Source organism: Methylobacterium sp. Leaf112, assembly GCF_001423295.1.
GTDB lineage: Bacteria > Pseudomonadota > Alphaproteobacteria > Rhizobiales > Beijerinckiaceae > Methylobacterium.
This window is the reverse complement of sequence record NZ_LMNG01000029.1, coordinates 129,939-155,611: the sequence shown is the minus strand read 5'-3', so window position 1 is coordinate 155,611 and position 25,673 is coordinate 129,939. Positions and strand designations below refer to the sequence as shown.

Below are 25,673 nucleotides of genomic sequence, written 5' to 3'. Positions count from 1 at the left end.
GGCGAACACGTCGGCTCGGGCGACGGGGATGACGGAAAGGACAGTTCGGTGAAGCGCATTCTCCTGGCGATCGCGACGGCCGCGACCCTCGGTACCGGCCTCGGCGCGTTCGAGGCCAAGGCTCAGTATTACGGCGGCTACGAGGACGACCGTCCCCGGCGTTTCGAGCGCCGCTACGACGAGGACCGCTACGAGCGCCGCCGTGACCGCTACGACGATCGCTTCGACGGACGTCCCCGCGGCGGACGCGGCGGCAGCATCTGCGTCACCGCGCGCGGCAATTGCGGCACGCGGCCCGCGCCCTACAACGCCCCCTGCGGCTGCGAGATTCCCGGCTTCGGTTTCAAGCGCGGCGCCGTCGGCGGCTGATCATTCCGCGCCGGCCCGTCGGGGCCGGCGCGCCTCACCTACGAGCGGACGCGGGTGATCTCGGCGCCGCAGCGCGCGAGCTTGGCCTCCAGGGCCTCGAAGCCGCGATCGAGATGGTAGACCCGGTTGATGCTGGTCTCACCCTCGGCCGCGAGCCCGGCGATGACCAGCGACACCGAGGCGCGCAGATCCGTCGCCATGACGGGCGCTCCCTTGAGACGCTCGACGCCCTCCACGATGGCGAGATCGCCTTCGAGGCGGATCCTGGCGCCGAGGCGTGCAAGCTCCTGCACGTGCATGAAGCGGTTCTCGAAGATGGTCTCGCGGATGTTGGACTGGCCCTTGGCCAGGGTCATCAGGGCCATGAACTGCGCCTGCAGGTCCGTGGGAAAGCCCGGGAACGGATCGGTGGTGACATCGACGGCCGCGATGCCGCCGCCGTTGCGGCGGATGCGGATGGTGTCGGTGCCTACCGTGATCTCGGCGCCCGTGGTCGACAGCACGTCGAGGGCCGAGTGCAGCAGGTCGGCCCGGGTGTTCTCCAGGGTGACGTCGCCGCCGGTCATCGCCACCGCCATGGCGTAGGTCCCGGTCTCGATCCGGTCGGGCAGCACGTCGTGGCGGGCGCCGTGCAGGCGCGAGACACCCTCGATGGTGATGCGCGGCGTACCGGCGCCCTCGATCCGGGCCCCCATCTTGGTGAGGCAAGCCGCGAGATCGACGACCTCGGGCTCGCGTGCGGCGTTCTCGATGAGGGTCGAGCCGTTGGCGAGCGCCGCCGCCATCAGCGCCACGTGGGTGCCGCCGACCGTGACCTTGGGGAAGTGGATCTCACCCCCGCGAAGACCGTTCTTGGCCTTCGCCACCACGTAGCCGCCGTCGACCTCGACGGTGGCGCCGAGGCGCTCGAGCGCCATCAGCAGCAGGTCGACGGGGCGCGTGCCGATGGCGCAGCCGCCCGGCATGGAGACGCGGGCCTCGCCGAAGCGCGCCAGCAGGGGCGCGATCACCCAGAAGCTCGCCCGCATGGTCGAGACAAGTTCGTAGGGCGCCGTGGTGTCGATGACGTTCGAGGCGGTGAGCCGGATGGTCTGGCCGGTCTCGGTGGTCTGGCCGGGACGCTTGCCCACCACCATGTGGTCGACGCCGTGGTTGCCGAGGATGCGCAGGAGCGCGTTGATGTCGGCGAGCCGCGGCACGTTGCCGAGCTCCAGGGTCTCGCCGGTCATCAGGCTGGCGATCATCAGGGGCAGCGCGGCGTTCTTGGCACCCGAGATCGGGATCACGCCGTTGAGCGGCCTGCCGCCGATGATGGTGATGCGGTCCATTGCTGTCCAACCTTACGCTCTGGTCCCGCCCCCGGGGGACGTTCGGACCGGTCTCGCGGAGAGCCCGCGGCCCGCCTTCCATGTCGTTCGAGCCGGCGTATACGCGAGTTTTGTCGGAAAAGGGATTGCGGCCCAGCTCAGGCCGGATCGCCCTCGGAGGGTTGCGGCGGATCGCCATCCGGCGGACTGGCGTCCGGCGAATTCGCATCGGACGGATCGGGAGGATCCGGGGGCGTGGGTCCGGTCCCGTCCCGAACCCTGCCGTCCGGCGCCTCGGAGCGACCGCGCACCTGCGCCTTGCGGCGTCGGAGATTCTCCCGCAGGGCCGCCTTGAGGCGCTCGGCCCGCCTGTCCGTCTGATCGGTCATGGTTCTCCAAGCGGCCTCGGGGTGGCACGCCAACGCTTCAATCCGCTCGCGGCTTCGATGGGAAGCCGATTTTTCGATCGTCGCATCGGCGTCCTGCCGCGAAACCCGGACGGAGCGGCTCCCACGCGACGCATCGCCACGACGACGGCGCCTATCAGGCAGCCTCACCTGGCGGCACCGTCAAGCTGCAGACCAGGGCTGCGGTTGTCGACTTGAACCAATTCCAAGTTCGCCTGTATCGTGCCGTCCGCGCTGGGAAAGCCAGCCACGACGCGGAGCGTTCGCTGTCTCCCGAACAGGCGGCGACGACACTTTGCTAAAACCAATCGCGAAGACCCCGTCTGGCAAGAGGGTCCGCGCGGAAACGACCCCGCCAGAGGCCGCGATCCCACCGCCGGCCAATCAGCCCAAGCGTGAAGGACGGATGCCCGTGAACCGGATGCCCGCGACGAGCGAGATCACCGAGAGCCGCAAGATCCAGAAGACCCGTCCGGGTCGGACCCAAGCCGATTACGACGCCTACTTCCGCACCGCCCTCGACCACCTCCACACCGAGCGCCGCTATCGCGTCTTCGCCGATATCGAGCGCATCGCCGGACGCTTCCCCACGGCGCATTGGCGCAAGCCCGACGGCGGCACCTCCGAGATCACCGTGTGGTGTTCGAACGACTACCTCGGCATGGGCCAGCACCCCGACGTGGTCGGCGCCATGACCCAGACGGCGGCGCGCTGTGGCGTGGGCGCCGGCGGCACCCGCAACATCGCCGGCAACAATTCCCCCCTGGTGGACCTCGAGCGCGAACTCGCCGACCTGCACGGCAAGGAGGCGGGCCTCGTCTTCACCTCGGGCTACGTCTCGAACCAGGCCGGCATCTCGACCATCGCCAAGCTGCTGCCGAACTGCCTGATCCTGTCGGATGCGTTCAACCACAATTCGATGATCGAGGGCGTGCGCCATTCGGGCTGCGAGAAGCGCATCTTCCGCCACAACGATCTCGCCCACCTCGAAGAGCTCCTCATCGCGGCGGGCGACCGCCCGAAGCTGATCGCCTTCGAGAGCGTCTATTCCATGGACGGCGACGTCTCCGACATCGGAGCCATCTGTGACCTCGCCGAGCGCTACGGCGCCATGACCTACCTCGACGAGGTGCACGCCGTCGGGCTCTACGGCCCGCGCGGCGGCGGCATCTCCGAGCGCGACGGGGTGATGCACCGCGTCGACGTCATCGAGGGGACCCTGGCCAAGGGCTATGGCTGCGTCGGCGGCTACATCACCGGGTCCACCGTCCTGTGCGACGCCGTGCGCAGCCATGCGCCGGGCTTCATCTTCACCACCGCCCTGCCGCCGGCCATCGCTGCCGCAGCTCGCGCCTCGGTCCGCTACCTCAAGCGCTCGAACGTCGAGCGCGAGGCGCACCAGCGCCAGGCCAACCGCACCAAGATCGCCCTCGAGGCCGCCGGCCTGCCGGTGCTGCACACGCAGACCCATATCGTGCCGGTGATGGTCGGCGATGCCGAGCTGTGCAAGGCGGCGGCCGACCATCTGCTGGAGCATCACGCCATCTACATCCAGCCGATCAACTACCCGACCGTGCCGCGCGGCACCGAGCGCCTGCGCATCACCCCCTCGCCGTTCCACGACGACGCCAGGATCGCCAAGCTGACGGCGGCGCTCATGGAGACATGGGACACCCTCGACCTGCCGCGCGCCGGCACCGTGTTCGTGGAAGCCGCCGAGTAGGGCTCAGTTCAGCCGCCAGAGCGCGAAGTTCAGAACCGTCGCGAAGCCGACCCAGGCCGCGTAGGGCACGAGCACTCCGGCGGCGGCACGGTCGAAGCGCCACGACAGGCGGATGGTCCAGAGGATCATCACGAACATCGCCCCCGAAACCACCACGCCCGTGCCGATGGCGTGAGCGGCGAAGAAGGTCGGGGTCCACGCGGTATTGAGCGCAAGCTGGACCGCGAAGGCGATCACCGCCAGCCGCCAGCCCTCCCGGGTCGGCCCCGTGCGCGGCTTGGCGCCCAGGAGCCGCCACGCCGAGAAGGCGATGAGTCCGTAGAGGATCGTCCACGCGACGGGGAACGCCCAGTTCGGCGGGTTGAAGGACGGTTTGGCGAGATTCGCGTACCAGCCCTCGATGTTGGAGCCCGTCGAGAGCGACCCGACCAAGCCCGTGAGGACCACGGGCAGGATCGCCGCCGCCAGACGGGGATAGCGGGGCAGGGCCGGCTGGCCGGGCACATGCAGGGTAGCGGTCATCCGTCTCGGGGTCCTGGTTTCAGTGTCTCTGGGCGACAAGTCTCGGAGCGGCCGACACGGCTACCGGGGGGCGACACGGTCTTCGGAGGCTGGCGTCGGAACGCTGTTCGAGGGGCCATGGTTTCATGAAGCCGGCCCCGGACTCGGACCATACGACAGGTCCGTGCCATGGGGCCGGTGCCGTCGCCAGGAACGCGTCCTGGAGACCTCCACCTTCCCCCAGACCCGCGAACGACAGGACCGGAGCCATGCCGGACGAAACCACGCCCCACCCCTTCCAGGCCCGCAGCCTCGCGGCCCAGGCCATGGGGCGAATCGAACCGGTGACCCGGGCCGTGGTGGCGCCGCTCCACGTCTCGACCACCTTCCTGCGCGATCCGGACAACGGCTATGCGTCGGGCTTCTCCTACGCGCGGCCCGACAACGCCACCGTGCGCGAGGCCGAGGCCGTCATCGCCATGCTGGAGGAGGCGCGAGCCGGGGCCATGCTGTTCGGCTCCGGCATGGCGGCGGCCACGGCCGTGTTCACCGCCCTGGAGCCCGGCGACCACGTCGTCGCCCCCCTGGTGATGTACTGGGCCCTCAAGCGCTGGCTGCGCGAGGAGATGCCGCGCCGGCACATCGCCATCGACTTCGTCCCCATGGACGATCTCGATGCCCTGCGGGCCGCCCTGCGGCCGGGCACGACGAAGCTCGTCTGGATCGAGACGCCGGGCAATCCGCTCTGGACGGTGACCGACATCGCCGCCGCCGCCCGCCTCGCCCATGCCGCGGGGGCACGGCTCGCCGTGGATTCCACCGCCGCCTCGCCGATCCACACGCGGCCCCTCACGCTCGGGGCCGACATAGTGATGCATTCGGCCACGAAGATCCTCAACGGGCATTCGGACGTGGTCGCGGGCGTGCTCGCCGGCGCCGAGGCGGACGCGTTCTGGTCGCGACTCGGGACGATCCGCGCCGGGGGCGGTGCCATCCTCGGACCGTTCGAGGCCTACCTGCTCATGCGGTCCCTACGCACCCTGCACCTCCGGGCCGCCGCCCAATCGGCCTCGGCCGCGGAACTCGCCCGCCGCCTCGAGAGCCATCCGGCGGTGAGCGCCGTGCTGTATCCGGGCCTGCCCGACGATCCCGGACATGCGGTCGCCGCGCGCCAGATGGACGGCGGCTTCGGCTTCATGCTGTCGATCCGGATCGCGGCCGGCGAACAGGCCGCCATCGCCGCCGCCGCCCGGGTCCGCCTGTGGAAGCGCGCGACCTCCCTCGGGGGCGTCGAGAGCCTCATCGAGCACCGGGCCTCCGTCGAGGGGCCGGGCTCGCCCTGCCCGCCCGATCTCCTGCGCCTATCCGTTGGTATCGAGGCCGTCGACGACCTTTTCGGGGATCTCGACGCGGCCCTGCGGGGGGACGACACCCCGGACAGGCAGTGATTTTCCTCGCGGACGCAGGGGGCCAATGCCGAAGCTTCGCGTTGTCGGCTGAGAGTTCCCCCGGAGAGACCCGCGATGACGAACGCCCGATCCCTGCTTGCCGGCCTCACTGCCGGCCTCGTGGCCCTGCTGCTCGCGGGGGCGCCCGTTTCGGCGGCGGACGGTCCGCCGAACCTCGACATCGAGAAGACCTGCCGCTCCGCCGCCTCGGCCAACGTCAACGACAACGCCAGCAAGGACGGTTGCCTGCGCTCGGAGCGTTCGGCCCGTGACGAGGTCAAGCGCCGCTGGGGCGAGTTCACGCCGGCGGCCAAGCGCCAGTGCGAGAAGCAGTTCGATGCCGGAGGGTTTCCGTCCTACGTGGAGATGGTCACCTGTCTCGAACTCGCCAGCGGAACGGGGCTGAAGTCCGACGGCAAGCAGGGCGGCGACAGCGTCACGAAGGAGCCGGCCCCGAGCCAGCGCACCGACCCCATTGAAGTCCTCGGCAAGCCGGCACGTTGACGCCCGCTCAGGACACCGGGGCTTCGCTGGCCCGGAGGTCCGCGACCTCGGCGAGGTTCGGCCGTTCCGCCCGGACCTCGGTGCCGCCGCGCGATTGGGCCAGGGCGGCGAGATCGGGCGCGCGCCGCGTGTCGTCGACGGTGAGGAATAGGTCCAGGTCCTGCGCCCGCCGGCCGAGATCGGCCCGGCTGGTCAGCACGCTCTGGGCCGGGCTCGACAGGAGGCCGAGGGCCACGGGCGCCATCCACAGGGCGAGCCACGGGTCGGCGGCATAGGCGAGCACGCCGGCGAGGAGGCCACCGGCCACCAGGGTGTCGACCTGCAGCCGGCAGGCCTCCGCCCACGGCACCCGGCGATCGTCACGGACCTGCACGTCCCAGCGCACCACGCGCCCGACGAAGGTGGTGGCGACGGCGCCCGCCGCGAACAGGGTCATCACCGGCCAGAGCAGCACCCAGATCACCTGTTCCAGCGCCGCGCTCTTCAGGAGCGACGCGGTGCCGCCGAAGGCCGCCCGGCGCTCCGCCGAGACGAGGACGTGGCCGAGGCTCAGGGCTTTCGGCAGGGCGAGAACGAGGACGACGAGGGCCGCGAGCCCATGGGCGGCCGCCCCCGTGCCGGTGAGACCGTAGCCGAGGAGACCGAGATCGCCGGTGGTCGCGGCCTGGACGGTGCCGAGCGCCAGGAACGCCACCCAGAGCGGGCAGGCCATGTAGGAGAGGATGCCGACGGCGAGGTGCCAGCGGCTGGCGGGGCGCAGGCCCGGCATGGGCACGACGCGCAGGTGCTGCATGTTGCCCTGGCACCAGCGGCGCTCGCGGCCGAGCAGATCGACGAGGTTCGTCGGCATCTCCTCCCAGGTGCCGCCCATCTCGGGCAGCAAGCGCACCTCCCAGCCGGCCCGACGCAGGAGCGCGCCCTCGACGATGTCGTGGCACAGGATCTCGCCGCCCAGCGGCGCCTTGCCGGGCAGGACGGGGAGTTCGGCGTTGTTGGCGAAGGCCTCGACCCTCAGAATCGCGTTGTGCCCCCAGTAGCTGCCATCGGGCCCCTGCCACGTTTCCAGGCAGCGGATCGACAGGGGCGCGTAGAGGCGCACGGCGAATTGCTGGACGCGGGCGAACAGGGTGTCGCGGCCGGTGGCGTAGCTCACGGTCTGGATCAGGCCGACGCGGGGGCTCTCCTCCATCAGACGGGCGAGGCGGCGCATGGCCGCGCCGGTCATCAGGCTGTCGGCGTCGAGCACGATCATGAAGTCGTACTCGGCCCCGTAGGTTCGGCAGAACTCGGCGATGTTGCCGGCTTTCCGCCCGGCATTGTCGTGGCGGCGGCGGTAGCGCAGATGCGGCAGGCCGGAACCGTTCTGGGCCGCCCAGGCGGTGATGCGGGAAAATTCGTGCTCCTCCACCGCCGCGATGGCGCCGTCGCGGGTGTCGGACAGGACGAACAGGTCGATGTCGGACCCGTCGCCGCCCTCGCGCTGGAGCGAGCGGGCCATGACCCGGAGGGCCGCGAACACCGCGACGGCGTCCTCCGCGTGGATGGCCACCACGGCGGCCGTCCGGCTCCGGCCCGAAGCGATCGCCGGCACGGTCAGGGAGCGGATCTCGAGGTCCGACTTCGCCCGGTCGCCGAGGGCGTCCGCGACGAGGCCGTAGACGTATTGCCAGGCCACGAACGACTGCCAGGCCATCACCAGGCAGAACAGGACGAGGACGGAGCCGGCGAGCCAGCCGGTGGGCGGGCCGTAGGCGATCCCCGCCAGGGTCGCGATGAGGGCGGCCGTCGCCAGGGTGGGCCCGGCCAGCATCAGCCGGCGTGCGAGGAGGGAGTGCTCCGAAGCCGGTCCGCCGGGGATTTCACCGCCTGGGATTTCGGCAACCTGAGCGTCGTGCGACAACCGCTGGGACATGGGGCGCGGGACTCTCGTACGAGGGGAGCCAAGCGATGCCCGATCACGGGGACAGGCACACGATGGGCGATGGCAACGGTGGGGACGGGAACGGGCCGACCGGCCCCGTCTCGCGGCGGCAAGCCCTGCAGACGCTCGGCGCGGCCACGGGCATGCTCCTGCCTAGTATCACCGATCTGAATGGTGCCCGAACGATGGCTGCTCCGCTTTCCGACCGGACCACGGCCATGACCTTCGCGGAGCTTTCCGAGCGGGCGATGGCGCTCGCCGCCAGCCCGTACCGGCCGCACGCCGACGACCTGCCACCCACCCTCAAGACCCTGACCTACGATGGCTACCGGGGGATCACGTTCCGCCCCGCGGCGAGCCCGCGCCTGGGCACCCACTTCTCGGCGCAGCTGTTCCACCGCGGCTTCCTGCAGGCCAAGCGCGTGGACCTCTACCTCCAGCCGGCGGAGGGGCCGCCGAAGCCCATCGCGTACGGCCCGGAGCTGTTCGACCTCGGCCCCGCGTTGCAGGGCCAGACCTTCCCGGCCGACCTCGGCTTCGCGGGTTTTCGCCTCCACTACGCCTTCGACGAGGCCCGACCGGCGATCCAGGAGGAATTCCTCGTCTTCCTCGGAGCTTCGTATTTCCGCCTGCGCGGCAAGGGCCAGGAATACGGCCTGTCGGCGCGGGGGGCGGCCATCCGCACGGGCGGCCCGGGCGCCGAGGAATTTCCGGACTTCACCGCGTTCTGGATCTGCGAACCGAAGGACGACGCCCGCACCCTCGAAGTACTGGCGCTCCTCGAATCCCCGAGCCTGACGGGCGCCTACCGCTTCGTCGTCGCACCGGGCGATCCCTCGACCCTGCGGGTCGAAGCCTCGCTCCACCCACGAAAGGCCATCGACCGCCTCGGGCTGGCGCCGCTCACCAGCATGTTCCTCCACGGGCAGAACGGGCCGGGTGCGCCGGGCGCCGAACCCTTCGACGATTTCCGCCCCCAGGTCCATGATTCCGACGGCCTCGCCGTCGTCACCCGGGGCGACCGGCTGTGGCGGCCCCTGGTGAACGGGCGGCGCGATCCGCAGGTCTCCGCCTTCGCCGTCGATCCCCTCGACGGGTTCGGTCTGCTTCAGCGCGAGCGGAATTTTGCCGCCTATCTCGACGTCCAGGCCCGTCACGAATACCGGCCGGGCCTGTGGGTGACCCCGGAGGCGGGGTTCGGCGCCGGTGCGGTGCAGCTCTTCGAGATTCCATCGCGCGAGGAGTACATGGACAACATCGTGGCGGCGTTCGTGCCGGCCGCCCCCGTCGCGGCGGGACGCTCCCTTGCCCTGCGCTACACCCTGGCGACGGTGGGCGCGGAGCCGGCGCGCGTCGTGCCGGGAACCCTCGCCCGCGTGGTGTCGACCCGCGTCGGCTCGGCCGAACGCCTGCGTCCGACCACGCCGCCGAGCCCGGGCCGGCGCCTCTACGTGGTAGATTTCGAAGGGCCGGGCCTGCCCCGCGATCCGGCGGCCGCCCTCGCCGCCGACGTCTCGGCCAGTGCCGGCACCCTGGTGGACCCGGTGGTCGAGTTCGTGCCCCAGACCGGGGGCTGGCGGCTCTATGTCGAGTGGCGCCCGCCCGCCAGCCGCCCGCCCGGCGACGTGGTGCTCCGCGCGCGCCTGCTCGTATCGGGCAGGGCCGTCACGGAAACCTGGGACGCGGCGGCCTGAACGCCCAGGTTCGAGTCACGGGGCCGGGGCGCGCTTGCGCAGGATCATGTCGCCCCGGAACACGAACTTCTGGGCGCGCTTGCCGGTGTCCACCTCCGTGGTGAACACGTTGCCCTTGGAATCGATGGCGAGGTTGTGGACCCAGTGGAAGTCGCCGGCCATGCGGCCGTTGCGGCCGAACGCGCCCACCACCGCGCCGGTGTCGCGTTTCAGGGTCCGGACCTCGTTGTTGGCTCCGTCGGCGTTGAGGAGGTAGGTCTGCTCGGCATCGGGCCACAGGGCGAGCTCCCAGACCGAGCCGTTGGCGCGGGTGTTCTTCTCGACGAAGAACTCCTTCACGAAGCGGCCGTCCTTGTGGAACACTTGGACCCGGTCGTTGGCGCGGTCGCAGATGTAGACGAGGCCGTCGCGGGCGATCTGGACGCAGTGGACGGGGTTGCGGAATTGCTGGGCCGGCGCGGCGGCCGGATCGTAGGGTGGCAGGGCCTCGTCGGTGGGCGGCTTGCCGTAGGCGCCCCACATCCGCTTGAACGCGCCGGTCTCGGCATCGAACACGATGACCCGGTGGTTGAAGTAGCCGTCGGCCACGTAGAGTTCGTTGGTCTCGGGGTCCACCTGCATGGCGGCCGGGCGGCCGAGCCGGGTGGTGTCGAGGCTGTTGGTCTGCGGACCCTGTTTGCCGATCTGCAGGACGAACTTGCCCTCCGGCGTGAACTTCAGGATCAGCCCATCCTGATCGCCGTTGCCCGCGAGCCACACGAAGCCCTTGTGGTCGATGTGGATGCCGTGCTCGTTCTGCGGCCAGTCGTAGCCCTGCCCCGGGCCGCCCCAGGACCGGATCAGTGTACCGGCCTGATCGAACACCAATACCGGCGGGGCCGGCACGCAGCACTTCGTGCGCGGCGGGTCGAGGCTCGCCGCCTTCTCGTCGTCCGTGAGGGAGCGGGGCCGCTGCACCACCCAGATCCGGTCCTCGGCATCCACGGCGACGCCGGAGGCTTGGCCCATGATCCAGTTGTTCGGCAGGGCCTTCGGCCAGGCCGGATCGACCTGGAAGGTCGGCGGCTCCGCCGACGCCGGTCCGAGGAGCATGAGCCACAGCACGGCCGGCCCAAATCCGAGCTTCATCACCACCTCCCCGAGACGTCTGTTCTTGGGCGCGAGACGTCTGTTGACGTCTGTTCTTGGACGAAAGTGTCTGCCCGGATCGCGGCGTTGTCCAGCGACGGCGAGGCCCGTTTGACCGTCCGGCGCGCGGACCTGTAGACACCCCGGCCCCACCGGGAGACGCTGCATGGCCGCCATCAACGCAATCCTCGCCGCCGAACTCGGCGTGGCCGAGTGGCAGGTGAAGGCCGCCGTCGATCTCCTCGACGGGGGCGCCACGGTCCCGTTCGTCGCGCGCTACCGCAAGGAAGTCACCGGCACCCTCGACGACACGCAGTTGCGCACCCTGGAGGAGCGCCTCGCCTACCTGCGCGACCTCGAAGCGCGGCGCGCGGCGGTGCTGGAGAGCATCGAGGCCCAGGGCAAGCTCGACGCCCCCTTACGCGCCCGCATCCTCGCCGCCGACACCAAGGCGCGGCTGGAGGACCTCTATCTGCCGTTCCGGGTGAAGCGCCGCACCAAGGCGCAGATCGCCCGCGAGGCCGGCCTCGGGCCCCTGGCCGATGCTCTTCTGGCCGGGCCCGACCAGGCACCGGAGGCGGCGGCCAAGGGCTATGTCGATGCGGGCAAGGGCGTCGCCGACACCGACGCCGCCCTGGAGGGCGCGCGGTCGATCCTCATGGAGCGCTTCAGCGAGGACGCGGAACTGGTGGGGTCCTTGCGGGAAACAGGCTGGCAGCGTGGCCGGATGGTCGCGACGGTGAAGAAGGGCAAGGCGGCGGCGGGCGAGAAGTTCGCCGACTATTTCGCGTTCTCCGAGCCCCTCACCCGCCTGCCCTCGCACCGCATCCTCGCGCTCTTCCGGGGCGAGAAGGAAGATGTGCTCGACCTCGACCTGACCGACGCCGTCGGCGACGAACCGGCCAAGGGACAGCCCTCCGCCCAGGAACTGCGCATCGCCAAGACGTTCGGCGTACGCGACGCCGGCCGACCGGGCGACGCGTTCCTCATGGACACCGTGCGCCGGACGTGGCGGACGAAGCTCAAGCCCAGCATCGACACGGACCTGCGCGCGCGCTTGTGGGCCGTGGCCGAGACCGGCGCCGTCGGTGTGTTCGCCGGAAACCTGCGGGACCTGCTGCTGGCGGCGCCCGCGGGCGCCCGCCCGACCCTCGGCCTCGATCCGGGCTTCCGCACCGGCGTGAAGGTCGCGGTGGTCGATGCCACCGGCAAGGTGGTGGCCATCGACACGATCTACCCGCATGAGCCGCGCCGCGACTGGAACGGCGCCCTCGTGACGCTCGCCAAGCTCTGCCGCGCGCACGGCGTCGAACTCGTCGCCATCGGCAACGGCACGGCGTCGCGCGAGACCGACAAGCTCGCGGCGGACCTCATCGCCAAGCAGCCCGAACTGAAACTCACCAAGGTGATGGTCTCGGAGGCCGGCGCCTCGGTCTACTCGGCCTCGGCCTATGCCAGCGCCGAGCTGCCCGACCTCGACGTCACGATCCGCGGCGCCGTCTCCATCGCCCGGCGCCTGCAGGACCCGCTCGCCGAACTCGTGAAGATCGAGCCGAAGGCCATCGGCGTCGGACAGTACCAGCACGATCTGGCGGAGGGGAAGCTGTCCCGCTCCCTCGATGCCGTGGTGGAGGATTGCGTGAACGGCGTGGGTGTGGACGTGAACACCGCTTCCGCGCCCCTGCTCGCCCGGGTGTCCGGTCTCACCGAGCGGGTCGCCTCCAACATCGTCGTCCACCGCGATGCCAACGGGCCGTTCCGCAGCCGCGCCAGCCTCAAGAAGGTCGCGGGCCTCGGGCCGAAGGCCTACGAACTCGCCGCCGGCTTCCTGCGCATCCGCGACGGCACCGATCCCCTCGACGCCTCGGGCGTCCACCCGGAGGCCTACCCGGTGGTGCGCCGGATTCTCGCCGCCGCCGGTCAGCCGATCCAGGCGGTCATCGGCAATGCGGGTACGCTTCGCGGGCTCGACCCGAAAAAGTTCACCGACGCGACCTTCGGCCTGCCCACGGTCACCGACATTCTCTCCGAGCTGGAAAAGCCCGGCCGCGATCCGCGCCCGGCCTTCAGGACAGCGACCTTCCAGGACGGTATCGAAAAGATCTCGGACCTCAAGCCCGGCATGCGCCTCGAAGGCGTGGTGACGAACGTTACCGCCTTCGGCGCGTTCGTGGATGTCGGCGTGCACCAGGACGGCCTGGTGCACATCTCGATGCTGGCCGACCGGTTCGTGAAGGACCCGCGCGACGTGGTCAAACCCGGCGACGTGGTGCAGGTGCGCGTCGTCGAGGTCGATCCGAACCGCAAGCGCATCGCCCTCTCCATGCGGTCGGACGATGCGGACACGTCCCGCCCCGGCCGGCGCGAGGAGCGCCCGGCCCCTGCACGGATGCAGGCGGCCCCGCCGCCGCCGAGGGCCGGGGCGGAGCCCGGCGGCGCCATGGCGGAAGCCCTGCGCCGGGCGGCCGAATCCAAGCAGCGGCGCTGAGCGCCTACTCCTGTCCCGCCACCTGCTGATCGTCGCGGGCACGGTGCAGGAGGAAGATCGACAGGACCATGACGAGGATGAGCCCGGCGAGCACGCCGAGCTCGATCATCGAGATGCGAAACAGCGCCTCGCGCTCCGGCGTGAGCGGGCCATGCGTGACCTCGGACGATTGCAGGGTGATCACCAAGACCCGCCGGATCGAGGCGATGAGGCCGACGATGAGGAACGGCTCGCAGGTGAGCTTGCCCGAGCGCATGGAGACCCGCACCGTGTGCAGGATCTCCACCAGCATCAGCAGGAACAGGAGCCGGTCGACGATCTCCAAGAGCTTGCCCGATCCGCCGAGTTCGCGGATCGCCCCCACGAGGAGGCCGGTGGCATCGACGAGCGCCAGGATCGCGGTGGCCGCCAGCAGCACCCCGAGCACGGCGTAGACCGCGTGCTCCGTGTGCATGAACAGAAAGCCTGAGGCCCGCGTGAGCCGGCTTTCCCCGTCCGCATCGTTCGCCATGGCGTATCCACCCCGGCGCCGGCTTCAATCACCGGTCGCAGGAAGAATTTGACAGGCAAACCGACCGCTTGTCGAGTATCAGTGGAAGAACGGCAGCACGTGGGGCGCGTAGAGACCGAAGCCGAGCATCGCCAATCCGGCGAGGCCGATGAGGGCGCCGCCGAAGACCAGGGCCGCGATGCCGGTGATCACCTCGGCCGACGCGAGCACGATGCCGATCTGGAAGGCGGCGGAGCCGAACTCGTAATGGTGATAGCGGTGGAGCGCCTTGTCGCGCACCTCCTGGGCGTGCCGGGCCTTCTCGCTGAGTTCCTTGCGGCCCTCGCCGGTGGCGGGCTCGCTGTCCCAGCGGGCCATGGTCTTGGCCCACTCGGCGCGCTTGGCCTTGATCGCCTCCGAATTCGCGGCGTCCGGCGGCAGCAGGGCCAGGGTCTCGTCGGCGGTCTTGAGGATGGTGCCCCGGATGGTGCGGGCCTGGAAGTAGGCCCATTGATTGGACGATTCGACGTTGGCGCTGAGCGCCTCCGTCTGCGCGCCCTTGGCCAGGGTCTCGGCCAGCGCAAGGAACAGCGCCAACACCGAGATCAGCAGCGCCACGCGCTTGTTGGAGCTTCCGCCGCCCCCGTGACCACCCGACATGCTGCCCCCTCGATTCGACGGGCGCAGTCACAGCCGATCCGGGAGCCAAGCGCAACCATAAACCGCGCAACCATCGATACGCGCGCCCCGCCGAATGCGGGGCACGCCGGTTTCCGGGTCACTGGACTCAGGGCTTCTTGGGCTCGCCCTTCCCCTCGGCTGGGGCGGCGCCCGTGCGCTCGACCTTCGCGGCCTCGCGCAACTTGAGGATGAGATCCTGCTGGGTCTTGCGGGTGATGTACTGCTCGACCTGCTCCTTCATCTCAGCGAAGGTCGGCACCGGCTTTACGCGCTTCTCCTCGACCTTGATGACGTGCCAGCCGAACTGGGTCTTGATCGGGTCCGAGACCTGCCCGGCGTTGAGCTTGAAGGCCGCCTCGGCGAAGGGCGCCACCATGCGCTCCTTCGTGAACCAGCCGAGATCGCCGCCCTCGGCCTTCGAGCCCGGGTCCTTCGAGGCCTCGGCCGCGACCTTCGCGAAGTCCTCGCCCCCCTTGATGCGCACGGCGATCTTCTTCGCGTCGTCCTCGTTGTCGACGAGGATGTGGCGCGCATGGACCTCCTCGTCCGGCTTCATCGCCTTCATGGTCTGCTCGTAGAGAGCCTTGGCCGCCTCCGGCGTCACCGCCTTCTTGGCCTCGCGCTCCAGGTACTCGTCGAGGAGGAGCTTATCGCGGAAATAGGCGAGCTTGCGCTGGAAGTCCGGGGACTCGGCCACCTTGGCCGCGTCGGCGGCCTGCGCGCCGACCTTCAGGTCGACCATGTAATCGACGAGCAGATTCTTCTTCTGCGCGTCGTCCACGCCCGGCAGGGACAGGGCCGGATCGTCCGACGCGATGGCCAGATCGCCCTGGGTGATCGGGGCGCCGTTCACCTTCGCCACAACCGTCTCGGGCGCCACGACGGGGGCCGCCGGCGCGGGGGCGGCGGGCTGCTGCGCCTGGGCGCCGGCCAGGGGCGTGGCCAGGAGCAGCGCGAGGGCGCTGGTGCGCAGGAGGGCGTGGGTGATGGGCATCGCGGCGTCCTTCGGGCAGGGCGCCTCGCTGCATCCCCGCCTCACCGTGCGGTCGGACTCGGTGCGAGGCGTGATCGGTGCGAGAGTTGGCGGCGGCCGGAAGGCCACCGGAATCACGCCCTCACAGGTGGCGTGCGCCGGCGTCGATGGCAAGCCGGGCGGGCCACGATCCATCGCATCCGCCGGGTTGCGGCGAGGCCGCCTTAACGGATCGGGGCGTAGGGTCCGTCCGACTTGTTCCGGGAGGTGTCGCGTGCGTGCAGATTCGGTCGCCCTCGCTGTGGTCCTGCTCGGCGCCGGTCTCATCGGCGGTGCCTCGGATGCCGAGGCGCGCGGGCGCCGCAGTCCGGGTGTGGCGTTCGTCCCCGCCGCCACGGGCAGTATCGGTTCAACTCCGGCCGGACCGGTGCGGCAGGAGCCCGCCGCGAGCCTGGCGATGCCGCGCCCGATCCCGTCCGTCGTCACCCCCCTCGTGACCGCCCCCGCTCCCGTCAGGGACGTCCGTACGACGCAGGTCTGGTGCGGTAGCGGACGCATCGTCGGCTCCGGGGCCGGGTTCTGCGAGATCAACTGATTCGTCCCTGCCGCCCGCTTTCTGGCAACCGGGCGTGAGAACCCCGGCCTGAGGCCGGGTTGACGACATCATGCGCTTAGGGCGGGCGCCCGGTATCGGAGCGAATGCGACGCCGTTCCGCCTTCGCGAACCTGAGGACATCGACGTTCGCGAGGGCGCGGCTCTTTCGGATGCGTCGGGCAATATTTACCTCTATAAGCCCGGCCAACATTCGCCTTCACGCTTTTCGATCGACCGTAGGTTCACGATGCTCGGTGCCCTCGCCAAGAAGATTTTCGGCTCGTCCAACGACCGGCGCGTGAAGGGCTACCGTCCCCGTGTGGCCGAGATCAACGCCCTGGAGCCGCAGCTGGCCAGCCTGTCCGACGCGGATCTGCGCGCGCGGACCGACATGCTCAAGGGCGAGCTCGCCGCCGGCAAGTCCCTCGACGATATCCTGATTCCCGCCTTCGCCACCGTGCGCGAAGCCGCCAAGCGCGCGCTCGGTCAGCGCCACTTTGACGTGCAACTCATCGGCGGCATGGTGCTGCACGAGAGCGGCATCGCCGAGATGCGCACGGGCGAGGGCAAGACCCTGGTGGCGACCCTGCCGGTCTACCTCAACGCCCTCTCGGGCCTCGGCGTCCACGTGGTGACCGTGAACGACTACCTCGCGTCGCGCGACGCCGAGTGGATGGGCCGCGTCTACCGCTTCCTCGGCCTCACCGTCGGCACCATCGTGCACGGGCTCGACGACGAGCAGCGCAAGGCGGCCTATGCCTGCGACATCACCTACGGCACCAACAACGAGTTCGGGTTCGACTACCTGCGCGACAACATGAAGTACGAGCTCTCCCAGCTCGCCCAGCGCGGCCACAATTTCGCGATCGTGGACGAGGTCGATTCGATCCTCATCGACGAGGCGCGTACCCCGCTCATCATCTCCGGGCCCGTGGACGACCGCTCGGAGCTCTACGTCTCCGTCGATGCGCTGATGCCCCATCTGGAGAAGGAGCATTACGACCTCGACGAAAAGCAGCGCACGGTCTCGCTCACCGAGAGCGGCAACGAGTTCATCGAGGACCTTTTACGCGGAGCGGATCTGCTGAAAGAGGGCGATCTCTACGACGCCCACAACGTCTCCCTCGTCCACCACGTGAACCAGGCGCTGCGCGCCCACACCCTGTTCACTCTGGACAAGGACTACATCGTCAAGAACGACGAGGTGGTGATCATCGACGAGTTCACCGGCCGCATGATGCAGGGCCGGCGCTACTCGGAAGGCCTGCACCAGGCCCTCGAGGCCAAGGAGCGGGTCACGATCCAGCCCGAGAACCAGACGCTCGCCTCGATCACCTTCCAGAACTACTTCCGTCTCTATTCCAACCTCGCCGGCATGACCGGCACGGCCTCGACGGAGGCCGACGAGTTCGCCGAGATCTACAAGCTCGAAGTCGTCGACATCCCGACCAACAAGGAGGTCGAGCGCGTCGACGAGGACGACGAGGTCTACCGGACCGTGGGCGAGAAGTACGACGGCATCATCGCCGAGATCGAGAAGGCGCATGCGCGCCACCAGCCGATCCTGGTCGGCACCGGCTCCATCGAGAAGTCGCAGCATCTGGCCGAGATGCTCACCAAGGCCGGCTTCACGCCGCTCGATTACTCGGACCTCAACGCCCTCACCGACGTCTACGCGGCCGCCCGGGAGGGCCGGGTGACGAAGCGCTTCGCCGTGCTCAACGCCCGCTTCCACGAGCAGGAGGCCTATATCGTGGCGGAGGCCGGCGTGCCCGGTGCCATCACCATCGCGACGAACATGGCCGGGCGCGGCACCGACATCAAACTCGGCGGCAACGTCGAGATGCGGGTCGAGAAGGAACTCGCGGGCATTCCCGAGGGTGCGGAGCGCGAGGCCAGGATCGCGGCGATCAAGGCCGAGATCGCGGAATACCGCGAGAAGGTGCTGGCGTCGGGCGAGCCGGCCGACCCGGAGGCCGGTCGCAAGAAGGCCCTGCCGGGCGGCCTCTACATCATCGGCACCGAGCGCCACGAATCGCGCCGCATCGACAACCAGCTGCGCGGCCGCTCCGGTCGTCAGGGCGATCCCGGCCGTTCGAAGTTCTACCTGTCGTTGCAGGACGATCTCATGCGGATCTTCGGGTCCGATCGCATGGACGGCATGCTGACGCGCCTCGGCCTGGAGCAGGGCGAGGCGATCATTCACCCATGGATCAACAAGGCCATCGAGAAGGCGCAGCAGAAGGTCGAGGCGCGCAACTTCGACATGCGCAAGAACGTGCTCAAGTACGACAACGTCATGAACGACCAGCGCAAGGTGGTGTTCGAGCAGCGTCGCGACTTCATGGGCCAGGAGAGCGTGCGCGACACCGTCGACGAGATGCGCCACGGCGTCGTCGACGACCTCGTCGCCGTCCACGTGCCCGAGAACGCCTACGCCGAGCAGTGGGATGTCGAGGGCCTGCGCGAGCGGGTCCAGACCGTTCTCAACCTCGACGTGCCGGTGGAGGATTGGGCCAAGGAAGAGGGCATCGCCGACGAGGAGATGCGCGACCGCCTGCGCCAGTCGGCCGACGACGCCTATGCGGCGCGCACGGAGAAGAACACGCCCGAGGTGATGACTTATGTCGAGAAGCAGGTGCTCCTGCAGACCCTCGACCATCTCTGGCGCGAGCACCTCGTCACCCTCGACCACCTGCGTCAGGTGGTGGGCTGGCGCGGCGTGGCCCAGCGCGATCCGCTGAACGAGTACAAGTCGGAGGCCTTCGACCTGTTCAACGGCCTCGTCGGCAGCTTGCGCGAGCAGGTCACCCAGCAGCTCGCTCGCATCGAGATCATGTACGAGGACCCGGCGTCCGAGGAGACGCCGTTCGCCTCCCCCGCCCTGCCCCAGATGTTCGCCCAGCACCTCGATCCCGTCACCGGCGAGAACGAGTTCGGCCGTTCAGGCACGGGAAGCGACGGCGGGGCCGGACCGGCCTACGGCTACGCCGCGCAGGCGATGCCCACGGACACGGCGGTGCTGGAGCGCGACCCCACGGACGCCACCACCTGGGGCCGGGTCGCGCGCAACGAGCCCTGCCCGTGTGGCTCGGGCAAGAAGTACAAGCACTGCCATGGCGCTTTCGCCGCCTGAGCCCCGGACGGTGGTCACCTACGGCATCGAGCCGGATCTCGACGTGGCGGAGTTCCGCCGCGTCCTCGTCGAATCGGGCCTGGCACCACGCCGGCCCGCCGACGATCCCGTACGGTTGGAGATGATGCTGGCGGCGGCCGACCTCGTCGTCACCGCCCGCCGCGACGGCGCCCTCGTGGGCGTGGCCCGCACCCTCACCGACTTTTCGTTCTGCGCCTACCTGTCGGATCTCGCCGTGTGCCGCTCGGCGCAGGGCCTTGGCATCGGCCAGGGCCTGATCGCCGCGACGCGCGAAGCGATCGGCCCGCAGGCCTCGCTCCTGCTCACGGCCGCCCCCGATGCGATCACCTTCTACGAACGCATCGCCATGCCGCGGGTGGCCGACGCGTTCCGGTACGACCGGGAGGCGTGAGGGGCGAACACAGCCCATAACCTCGCAAATCCGGAGTCAGATTCCGGGTTTGCGAGGTTGTTTGCTCAAGGAGAGGGGTGGGCGATGCCCCTCACACCGTCACCTGGGTCCCGACCTCGACCACCCGCCCCGTGGGGATCTGGAAGAAGTCCGTGGCGTCGTTGGCGTTCTTGGCCAGCGTGATGAAGATCCGGTCCTGCCACAGGGGCATGCCCGAATGGGCCGCCGGGCGGATGGAGCGCCGCGACAGGAAGAACGACGTCGCCATGATGTCGAACTTGAAGCCCTGCTTCTTCAGGAGGGTCAGGGTCCGGGGGATGTTGGGCGATTCCATGTAGCCGAACTTCATCACCACCTTGGAGAAGTGCGGGCCGATGGGCTCGATGCGGACGCGGTCGACGGCGCGGGCCCGGGGCGTGTCCACGGTCTCCACCGTGAGCACCACGTTCTTCTCGTGCAGCACCTTGTTGTGCTTGAGATTGTGCAGCAGGGCCGCCGGCGCGATGTAGGGATCGCTGGTGAGGAACACCGCCGTGCCGCGCACGTGGTGCGGCGGGCTCTTCTCCAGCATGCCGACGAGTTCGGTGAGCGGCACGTCGGTCTTGCGGGTCTTGTTGATGAGGATCGCGACGCCGCGCACCCAGGTCCACATCACGACGATGAGGGCGCCGGCGAACAGCAGGGGCACGTAGCCGCCCTCGAACACCTTGAGCATGTTCGACAGGAGAAACAGGAACTCCAAGGCGGCGAACGGCAGGATCGCAAGGCCCGCGGCCCAGGGGGACCACTTCCAGGTCTTCCACAGCACGAGGAAGGCGAGGCTCGCGGTGATGAGCATCGTGCCGGTCACCGCGATGCCGTAGGCCGAGGCGAGGGCGGCGGACGAGCGGAACAGGATCGCCAGGATGACGACGCCGACCATCAGGAGCGCGTTGATCTGCGGCAGGTAGATCTGCCCCGAATGCGATTCCGAGGTGTGGCGGATCTCGAGGCGCGGCAGCAGGCCGAGCTGGATCGCCTGGCGCGACAGGGAGAACGCGCCGGTGATCACCGCCTGGCTCGCCGTCACCGTGGCGGCGGTGGCGAGCAGCACCATGGGCAGCAGGCCCCATTCGGGCACGAGCTGGAAGAACGGGTCGCTCGTGTCGGGCTTCGCCAGCACCAGGGCGGCCTGGCCGAAATAGTTGAGCACGAGGCAGGGCGCCACAAGGTAGAGCCACGCGATCTGGATCGGCCGGCGGCCGAAATGCCCGAGATCGGCGAACAGGGCCTCGGCCCCCGTCACCGCGAGGAACACCGCGCCGAGCGCCACCAGGGCACCGGTGCCGTGGCCAAGCAGGTAATGCAGGGCGTAGTACGGGTTGATGGCCCAGAACACGTCCGGGGTGGCGTAGATGTGCGGCAGGGCGGCGAGCGCCATGGCGGCGAACCACACGGCCATGACCGGCCCGAAGAAGGTCGCCACTTTCCCCGTGCCCCGGTTCTGGATCAGGAACAGGGGTACGATGATCGCGATGGTGATGGGCAGGACGTAGGCCTCGAAGGCCGGGGTGACGAGTTTCAGCCCCTCCACCGCCGACAGCACCGAGATGGCGGGCGTGATGATGGCGTCGCCGTAGAACAGCGACGCCCCGAGCAGGCCGAACATGAACACGATGCGCGAGCCGCCGAGCGCCGAGCGGGCCAGCGCCATGAGCGAGAGGATGCCGCCCTCGCCGTTGTTGTCCATCCGCATGAGGATGACGACGTATTTGATGGTGACGATGAGGAGCAGCGCCCACAGGATGAGCGAGGCGACGCCCAGGACCTCCTCGCGCAGGAGGATGCCGTCGGCGCGGGCGGAGACCAGGGCCTCGCGGAAGGCGTAGAGCGGGCTCGTGCCGATATCGCCGTAGACGACGCCGACGGAGCCCAGCACCAGGGTCCACAGGCTGGCCGGTGCGTGGGCCCGGCCCGTCTCCGCGTCGATGGCCGCCGCGGACGAGTCCCCCCCCTCGGGGGTGGGACCGGGCGCGCTCGGAATGGCGGATTGCGTCATGCGGCTCGATCGCGACGTGTTGCGAGCCCGGGCTTTTCGCGACGCACCATCGGGAGTGCGCGAAGAACGCGGGGCCGGTCCCGACGAAGTCGGGCAGCGGGGATTAGGCTGCGGTCACGCTATCATGCGGCGCAGCACGCGAGAACGGCAACCCGCTCGGGATCACCGTTCGGCCAACAGGCATGGCGCGCGCCGCGAGCGGCGGCTACTCCGCGGCGCTGCGGGTGCCGGCGCCGAAGCGGCGCTCGATGTAGTCGGTCACCACGGTCTCGAAGTCCTTGGCGAGGGTCGGCCCGCGCAAGGTCATGGCCTTCTTGCCGTCGATGAACACCGGGGCGGTGGGGGTCTCGCCGGTACCCGGGAGCGAGATGCCGATATCGGCATGCTTCGATTCGCCGGGGCCGTTGACGATGCAGCCCATCACCGCGACGTTGAGACCCTCGACGCCGGGATACGCCTTCTTCCACGCGGGCATCGACGTGACGATCCAGTTCTGGATGTCGCGGGCGAGTTCCTGGAACGTGGTGGAGGTGGTGCGTCCGCAGCCGGGGCAGGCCGCCACCAGGGGGACGAAGGTCCGGAAGCCCATGGTCTGCAGCAATTCCTGCGCGGCCTTGACCTCGACGGTGCGGTCGCCGCCCGGCTCCGGGGTGAGGGAGTAGCGGATGGTGTCGCCGATGCCTTCCTGCAGCAGAACGCCGATGGCGGCGGAGGCGGCGACGAGGCCCTTCGAGCCCATGCCGGCCTCGGTGAGACCGAGATGGATCGCGAAGTCCGAGCGGCGCGCCACCTCACGGTAGACGGCGATGAGGTCCTGTACCGCCGAGACCTTGGCCGAGAGGATGATCCGGTCCTTCGGCAGGCCGAGTTCCACGGCGCGCTCGGCCGAGGACAGCGCCGAGCGCACCATGGCCTCGCGCATCACCGCGCGGGCGTCGATGGGCCGGGGCAGCCGGGCGTTCTCGTCCATGAGGTGCGTGAGAAGTGCCTCGTCGAGGGAGCCCCAGTTGGCGCCGATGCGTACGGTCTTGCCGTAGCGGATCGCCTGCTCGACGATGGTCGAGAACTGAGTGTCCTTCTTCTCCTTGAAGCCGACATTGCCGGGGTTGATCCGGTACTTCGCCAGGGCCTCGGCACAGGCCGGATGGTCGGCGAGGAGCTTGTGGCCGATGTAGTGGAAATCGCCGACCAGGGGCACGTGGATGCCGATGCGGTCGAGGCGCTCGCGGACCTTCGGGACGGCGGCGGCCGCCTCGTCGCGATCGACGGTGATGCGCACGAGCTCCGAGCCGGCCCGGGCCAGCTGGGCCACCTGCGCCACCGTGCCGTCGATATCGGCGGTGTCGGTGTTGGTCATCGACTGCACCACGATGGGGGCACCGCCGCCCACCATGACGGCTCCTTCCCCGGATCCGACCATGACGCCGACGGTGCGGTGACGGGGGCTGGGACCGGCGATCTCGGGGGCGTTGCCGCTGATCGGGTTGGCGGGGGTCGCGTCCATGGCTTCCATCGTTGATCCGTGCGCTCCGAGGAACCTCCGCCGGCCTTGCGGCTTTGGTCCGTCCGCGAGGGCGCCATTGAGCCCGGCTGGGCGATCCGGCCGGTGGCGTCCACCACGCCCTCTAGTCTACGCTCTCGACCGTTTAGCTGAGATGACGGTGGGCGGGCGTCAAGCCCGCACCGTCCCGATGGTCAGGGGCGCTGGTCTGGTGTCAGGCCATCCCATGTCCGATCCGGGGCGAGATGTCGAGTTCATCGCTGCGCCGGACAAATGGCTGCACTGCGCGCCGTGGGGGGAACCGGGGGCGTCCCGGCCCGATTGTTGCCCTGTCGCATCATATGTTGCGGTGCACCATCCATTGGGAGGCCCCATGCTCGACGCGAATCAGGACGTGCCCCTCGACTCACCCGCCGATATCGGCCCCGGTGGGTCCTGCCCCGAGCGGGCCACGGCGCCGACGCAGGTCCTGGCCGGTCCGCGTGCGGAGAAGACCGTCGCGTTGGCGCTCCAGGGCGGCGGGGCACATGGGGCTTTCACCTGGGGTGTGCTCGATGCGCTGATCGAGGACGGACGCCTCGGCTTCGAGGCGATCACCGGAGCGAGCGCCGGAGCCATGAACGCCGTGGTGATGGTCGACGGCTGGCTCGAGGGTGGTCCCGATGGGGCACGCACCGCCCTGGAGACGTTCTGGCGCGAAGTAAGCCTCGACAGCGATCTCTGGCCGGTCCAGCGCGGGGCCCTGAACGGCCTGTTCGCCTTGTGGAAGGACAACCCCGTCGTCGAGTTCTGGGGCCGCGTGATCAAGACGAGCCCCTACGCGTCGAATCCGCTCAACTACAATCCCCTCCGCAAGGCTTTGGCCAAGCAGGTGAACTTCGACCGTCTGCGCGAGGCCGAGACGGCGGCGGTGTTCGTGTCCGCCACCAATGTCTGGACCGGCAAGCTCGCTGTGTTCGAGCGCTCGGATCTCAAGGTCGATCACCTCATGGCCTCGGCCTGCCTGCCGACGGTGTTCCAGGCGGTGGAGATCGACGGCGTGCCCTACTGGGACGGAGGCTATCTCGGCAATCCACCGCTTTATCCCCTCTACCGGGGGGCGGAGACCCGCGACATCGTCCTGGTGCAGATCAACCCCGTGGAGCGGCGCGAGACCCCACGCACGCAGCAGGAGATCCAGGATCGCCTCAACGAGATCACCTTCAACGCCAATCTCATGCGGGAATTGCGCGCCATCGATTTCCTCGACGGCCTCATCGCCGAGGGCGTGCTCGGACAGGGCGGCTACAAGTCGCAATACGTCCACCGCATCGACGGCACCGGCGCCCTCGACGACTATCAGGCGTCCTCGCGCCTCGACGCGCGTCTACGGGTGTTCGAGCGCCTGCGCGACAAGGGCCGGGGTGCGGCCCAGGCGTGGCTCGCCGAGACCTACGATCAGGTCGGCCGGACCTGCAGCCTCAACCTGCAGGCCACCTACGCTTAGGCGCGTTTCGACGGAACGGAGCGATGCCCTGGGGGTCGGCGGGATTAATCCCGTCGGCCAACCGTTATACCTACTATGACGACCGAACCGATCCGGCCCGGCTCCGCCACATCCATCGTCGATCTCATGGTGCCCCTGCGGCGCTACGCGCGATCGTTGACCCGCGACAGTCTCCGGGCCGACGACCTCGTGCACGACGCCCTTGTGCGGGCCCTCGAATCGGGTCAGATCCACCGACCCAACACCAACCTGCGCACCTGGATGATGACGGTGCTGCACAACGTCTTCATCGATGAGCAGCGGCGCAAACGCGTGGAATCACGCCATGCCGAAGCCCTCGTGCAGATGAGCGAAGAGGTCGCCCAGCCCGCTCAGGAGGCTCAGGTGCGCCTCGCCCAGATCCGCCGCGCCTTCCTCACCCTTCCGGAAGAGCAGCGCGCCGCCCTGCACCTCGTCACCCTCGAAGGCATGGCCTACGCCGATGCCGCCGCAGTCCTCGGCATTCCCATCGGAACCCTGATGTCACGGCTCGGTCGCGGCCGCGCCGCCCTTCGGGCCTTCGAGGAAGGCGAGCGCGATCTCCCAGAACAGCGTAGCCCCCCACCGGAGCGGCCGCGCCTGCGCCTCGTGCCCCAGCAAGCTGGGCCGGGCGCGGGCGCAGGGCTCGGGGGACGAGCCGCCGGGAAGAGCTGACCGTTTCGCAAAGAAATACGATCGCCTATCATCGCCCGGCAACGGGCAGGATTCGATTGTCCGGCCCACACGAGCGGGTCCGCGGGACATCAGAAGGAACAGGGGCCGACGCACATCGCTCACGGGGTCGCATCGACCTCTGGACGAGGCGCCGGCCCGGACGATTGCCGAAGGCGTG

General features: G+C 69.5%; 21 protein-coding genes. 11 read left to right on the top strand and 10 right to left on the bottom strand.

Annotated features, from left to right (window positions below; genetic code table 11):
- Window positions 1-48: 48 nt before the first annotated feature.
- On the top strand, window positions 49-369 hold the full coding sequence (locus ASF52_RS13180; RefSeq protein ID WP_443136679.1) for a hypothetical protein: 321 nt from the start codon (window positions 49-51) through the stop codon (window positions 367-369).
- Window positions 370-407: 38 nt separating this feature from the next.
- On the opposite strand, the gene murA is transcribed toward ASF52_RS13180, so the two are convergent.
- Entirely contained in the window at window positions 408-1,697 is a 1,290-nt protein-coding gene (gene murA / locus ASF52_RS13175; RefSeq protein ID WP_056172677.1) for a UDP-N-acetylglucosamine 1-carboxyvinyltransferase, read from the bottom strand.
- A 137-nt stretch (window positions 1,698-1,834) separates the two neighbouring features.
- The gene (locus ASF52_RS13170) at window positions 1,835-2,065 is read right to left on the bottom strand and encodes a hypothetical protein (RefSeq protein WP_056172673.1); all 231 of its coding nucleotides are present in this window, start codon (window positions 2,063-2,065) and stop codon (window positions 1,835-1,837) included.
- A gap of 424 nt (window positions 2,066-2,489) precedes the next feature.
- Here ASF52_RS13170 and hemA point away from each other — a divergent pair, with 424 nt between their 5' ends.
- A complete protein-coding gene (gene hemA / locus ASF52_RS13165; protein ID WP_056172672.1) occupies window positions 2,490-3,806 on the top strand; it encodes a 5-aminolevulinate synthase in 1,317 nt (438 codons plus the stop codon).
- A gap of 3 nt (window positions 3,807-3,809) precedes the next feature.
- Here the strand turns inward: hemA and ASF52_RS13160 are convergent, their stop codons facing one another.
- Window positions 3,810-4,328 carry a TspO/MBR family protein gene (locus ASF52_RS13160; protein ID WP_056172669.1) on the bottom strand — a complete coding sequence of 173 codons (519 nt, stop codon included), beginning with the start codon at window positions 4,326-4,328 and terminating at the stop codon, window positions 3,810-3,812.
- A gap of 248 nt (window positions 4,329-4,576) precedes the next feature.
- Between ASF52_RS13160 and ASF52_RS13155 the strand changes: the two genes are divergently transcribed.
- Window positions 4,577-5,755 (top strand): trans-sulfuration enzyme family protein, encoded by a 1,179-nt coding sequence (locus ASF52_RS13155; protein WP_056172666.1) that lies wholly within the window; start codon window positions 4,577-4,579, stop codon window positions 5,753-5,755.
- Between the two features lie 75 nt (window positions 5,756-5,830).
- Window positions 5,831-6,259, top strand: coding sequence for a hypothetical protein (locus ASF52_RS13150; protein WP_056172663.1), 429 nt, complete (start codon window positions 5,831-5,833; stop codon window positions 6,257-6,259).
- A 7-nt stretch (window positions 6,260-6,266) separates the two neighbouring features.
- Here ASF52_RS13150 and mdoH read toward each other — a convergent pair whose 3' ends face one another.
- A complete protein-coding gene (gene mdoH / locus ASF52_RS13145) occupies window positions 6,267-8,171 on the bottom strand; it encodes a glucans biosynthesis glucosyltransferase MdoH (RefSeq protein WP_082515319.1) in 1,905 nt (634 codons plus the stop codon).
- A 194-nt stretch (window positions 8,172-8,365) separates the two neighbouring features.
- Here mdoH and ASF52_RS13140 point away from each other — a divergent pair, with 194 nt between their 5' ends.
- Window positions 8,366-9,874: a glucan biosynthesis protein gene (locus ASF52_RS13140; RefSeq protein WP_443136678.1), complete on the top strand. Its 1,509-nt coding sequence runs from the start codon at window positions 8,366-8,368 to the stop codon at window positions 9,872-9,874.
- Window positions 9,875-9,889: 15 nt separating this feature from the next.
- Here ASF52_RS13140 and ASF52_RS13135 read toward each other — a convergent pair whose 3' ends face one another.
- Window positions 9,890-11,002, bottom strand: a complete 1,113-nt coding sequence (locus tag ASF52_RS13135) for a hypothetical protein (RefSeq protein WP_056172660.1) — start codon at window positions 11,000-11,002, stop codon at window positions 9,890-9,892.
- A 166-nt stretch (window positions 11,003-11,168) separates the two neighbouring features.
- On the opposite strand from ASF52_RS13135, the gene ASF52_RS13130 reads away from it, so the two are divergent.
- Window positions 11,169-13,490 (top strand): Tex family protein, encoded by a 2,322-nt coding sequence (locus ASF52_RS13130; protein WP_056172657.1) that lies wholly within the window; start codon window positions 11,169-11,171, stop codon window positions 13,488-13,490.
- A 4-nt stretch (window positions 13,491-13,494) separates the two neighbouring features.
- Here the strand turns inward: ASF52_RS13130 and ASF52_RS13125 are convergent, their stop codons facing one another.
- The 3 genes from ASF52_RS13125 to ASF52_RS13115 all read right to left on the bottom strand — a co-directional run bounded on the left by ASF52_RS13125 (window position 13,495) and on the right by ASF52_RS13115 (window position 15,655).
- A complete protein-coding gene (locus ASF52_RS13125) occupies window positions 13,495-14,001 on the bottom strand; it encodes a phosphate-starvation-inducible PsiE family protein (protein WP_056172654.1) in 507 nt (168 codons plus the stop codon).
- A 78-nt stretch (window positions 14,002-14,079) separates the two neighbouring features.
- A complete protein-coding gene (locus ASF52_RS13120) occupies window positions 14,080-14,640 on the bottom strand; it encodes a DUF4337 domain-containing protein (protein ID WP_056172651.1) in 561 nt (186 codons plus the stop codon).
- Between the two features lie 127 nt (window positions 14,641-14,767).
- Window positions 14,768-15,655: a peptidylprolyl isomerase gene (locus ASF52_RS13115; protein ID WP_056172648.1), complete on the bottom strand. Its 888-nt coding sequence runs from the start codon at window positions 15,653-15,655 to the stop codon at window positions 14,768-14,770.
- 253 nt (window positions 15,656-15,908) lie between these two features.
- Between ASF52_RS13115 and ASF52_RS13110 the strand changes: the two genes are divergently transcribed.
- The 3 genes from ASF52_RS13110 to ASF52_RS13100 all read left to right on the top strand — a co-directional run bounded on the left by ASF52_RS13110 (window position 15,909) and on the right by ASF52_RS13100 (window position 19,777).
- A complete protein-coding gene (locus ASF52_RS13110; RefSeq protein WP_056172645.1) occupies window positions 15,909-16,229 on the top strand; it encodes a hypothetical protein in 321 nt (106 codons plus the stop codon).
- Window positions 16,230-16,476: 247 nt separating this feature from the next.
- Complete coding sequence (secA, locus tag ASF52_RS13105; RefSeq protein WP_056172642.1) at window positions 16,477-19,365, top strand: preprotein translocase subunit SecA; 2,889 nt, start codon at window positions 16,477-16,479, stop codon at window positions 19,363-19,365.
- Window positions 19,346-19,777, top strand: a complete 432-nt coding sequence (locus ASF52_RS13100; protein ID WP_056172640.1) for a GNAT family N-acetyltransferase — start codon at window positions 19,346-19,348, stop codon at window positions 19,775-19,777. Before secA ends, ASF52_RS13100 begins: the two co-directional genes overlap by 20 nt.
- Before the next feature lie 91 nt (window positions 19,778-19,868).
- Here ASF52_RS13100 and ASF52_RS13095 read toward each other — a convergent pair whose 3' ends face one another.
- On the bottom strand, window positions 19,869-21,815 hold the full coding sequence (locus ASF52_RS13095) for a potassium transporter Kup (protein ID WP_056172636.1): 1,947 nt from the start codon (window positions 21,813-21,815) through the stop codon (window positions 19,869-19,871).
- Window positions 21,816-22,020: 205 nt separating this feature from the next.
- Window positions 22,021-23,328 (bottom strand): flavodoxin-dependent (E)-4-hydroxy-3-methylbut-2-enyl-diphosphate synthase, encoded by a 1,308-nt coding sequence (gene ispG / locus ASF52_RS13090; protein ID WP_056172632.1) that lies wholly within the window; start codon window positions 23,326-23,328, stop codon window positions 22,021-22,023.
- Between the two features lie 361 nt (window positions 23,329-23,689).
- Between ispG and ASF52_RS13085 the strand changes: the two genes are divergently transcribed.
- Together ASF52_RS13085 and ASF52_RS13080 are read left to right on the top strand one after the other, a co-directional pair.
- Window positions 23,690-24,802, top strand: a complete 1,113-nt coding sequence (locus ASF52_RS13085) for a patatin-like phospholipase family protein (protein ID WP_082483802.1) — start codon at window positions 23,690-23,692, stop codon at window positions 24,800-24,802.
- A 75-nt stretch (window positions 24,803-24,877) separates the two neighbouring features.
- The gene (locus ASF52_RS13080; RefSeq protein ID WP_056172628.1) at window positions 24,878-25,495 is read left to right on the top strand and encodes a sigma-70 family RNA polymerase sigma factor; all 618 of its coding nucleotides are present in this window, start codon (window positions 24,878-24,880) and stop codon (window positions 25,493-25,495) included.
- The last annotated feature ends 178 nt before the right edge of the window (window positions 25,496-25,673 follow it).

What these genes read in the sequence shown, in the direction of transcription:
- murA (WP_056172677.1), bottom strand. Translation starts at nt 1,697, where the DNA reads ATGGACCGCATCACCATCATCGGCGGCAGGCCGCTCAACGGCGTGATC.
- ASF52_RS13170 (WP_056172673.1), bottom strand. Translation starts at nt 2,065, where the DNA reads ATGACCGATCAGACGGACAGGCGGGCCGAGCGCCTCAAGGCGGCCCTG.
- hemA (WP_056172672.1), top strand. Translation starts at nt 2,490, where the DNA reads ATGCCCGTGAACCGGATGCCCGCGACGAGCGAGATCACCGAGAGCCGC.
- ASF52_RS13160 (WP_056172669.1), bottom strand. Translation starts at nt 4,328, where the DNA reads ATGACCGCTACCCTGCATGTGCCCGGCCAGCCGGCCCTGCCCCGCTAT.
- ASF52_RS13155 (WP_056172666.1), top strand. Translation starts at nt 4,577, where the DNA reads ATGCCGGACGAAACCACGCCCCACCCCTTCCAGGCCCGCAGCCTCGCG.
- ASF52_RS13150 (WP_056172663.1), top strand. Translation starts at nt 5,831, where the DNA reads ATGACGAACGCCCGATCCCTGCTTGCCGGCCTCACTGCCGGCCTCGTG.
- mdoH (WP_082515319.1), bottom strand. Translation starts at nt 8,171, where the DNA reads ATGTCCCAGCGGTTGTCGCACGACGCTCAGGTTGCCGAAATCCCAGGC.
- ASF52_RS13140 (WP_443136678.1), top strand. Translation starts at nt 8,366, where the DNA reads ATGGCTGCTCCGCTTTCCGACCGGACCACGGCCATGACCTTCGCGGAG.
- ASF52_RS13135 (WP_056172660.1), bottom strand. Translation starts at nt 11,002, where the DNA reads ATGAAGCTCGGATTTGGGCCGGCCGTGCTGTGGCTCATGCTCCTCGGA.
- ASF52_RS13130 (WP_056172657.1), top strand. Translation starts at nt 11,169, where the DNA reads ATGGCCGCCATCAACGCAATCCTCGCCGCCGAACTCGGCGTGGCCGAG.
- ASF52_RS13125 (WP_056172654.1), bottom strand. Translation starts at nt 14,001, where the DNA reads ATGGCGAACGATGCGGACGGGGAAAGCCGGCTCACGCGGGCCTCAGGC.
- ASF52_RS13120 (WP_056172651.1), bottom strand. Translation starts at nt 14,640, where the DNA reads ATGTCGGGTGGTCACGGGGGCGGCGGAAGCTCCAACAAGCGCGTGGCG.
- ASF52_RS13115 (WP_056172648.1), bottom strand. Translation starts at nt 15,655, where the DNA reads ATGCCCATCACCCACGCCCTCCTGCGCACCAGCGCCCTCGCGCTGCTC.
- secA (WP_056172642.1), top strand. Translation starts at nt 16,477, where the DNA reads ATGCTCGGTGCCCTCGCCAAGAAGATTTTCGGCTCGTCCAACGACCGG.
- ASF52_RS13100 (WP_056172640.1), top strand. Translation starts at nt 19,346, where the DNA reads ATGGCGCTTTCGCCGCCTGAGCCCCGGACGGTGGTCACCTACGGCATC.
- ASF52_RS13095 (WP_056172636.1), bottom strand. Translation starts at nt 21,815, where the DNA reads ATGACGCAATCCGCCATTCCGAGCGCGCCCGGTCCCACCCCCGAGGGG.
- ispG (WP_056172632.1), bottom strand. Translation starts at nt 23,328, where the DNA reads ATGGAAGCCATGGACGCGACCCCCGCCAACCCGATCAGCGGCAACGCC.
- ASF52_RS13085 (WP_082483802.1), top strand. Translation starts at nt 23,690, where the DNA reads ATGCTCGACGCGAATCAGGACGTGCCCCTCGACTCACCCGCCGATATC.
- ASF52_RS13080 (WP_056172628.1), top strand. Translation starts at nt 24,878, where the DNA reads ATGACGACCGAACCGATCCGGCCCGGCTCCGCCACATCCATCGTCGAT.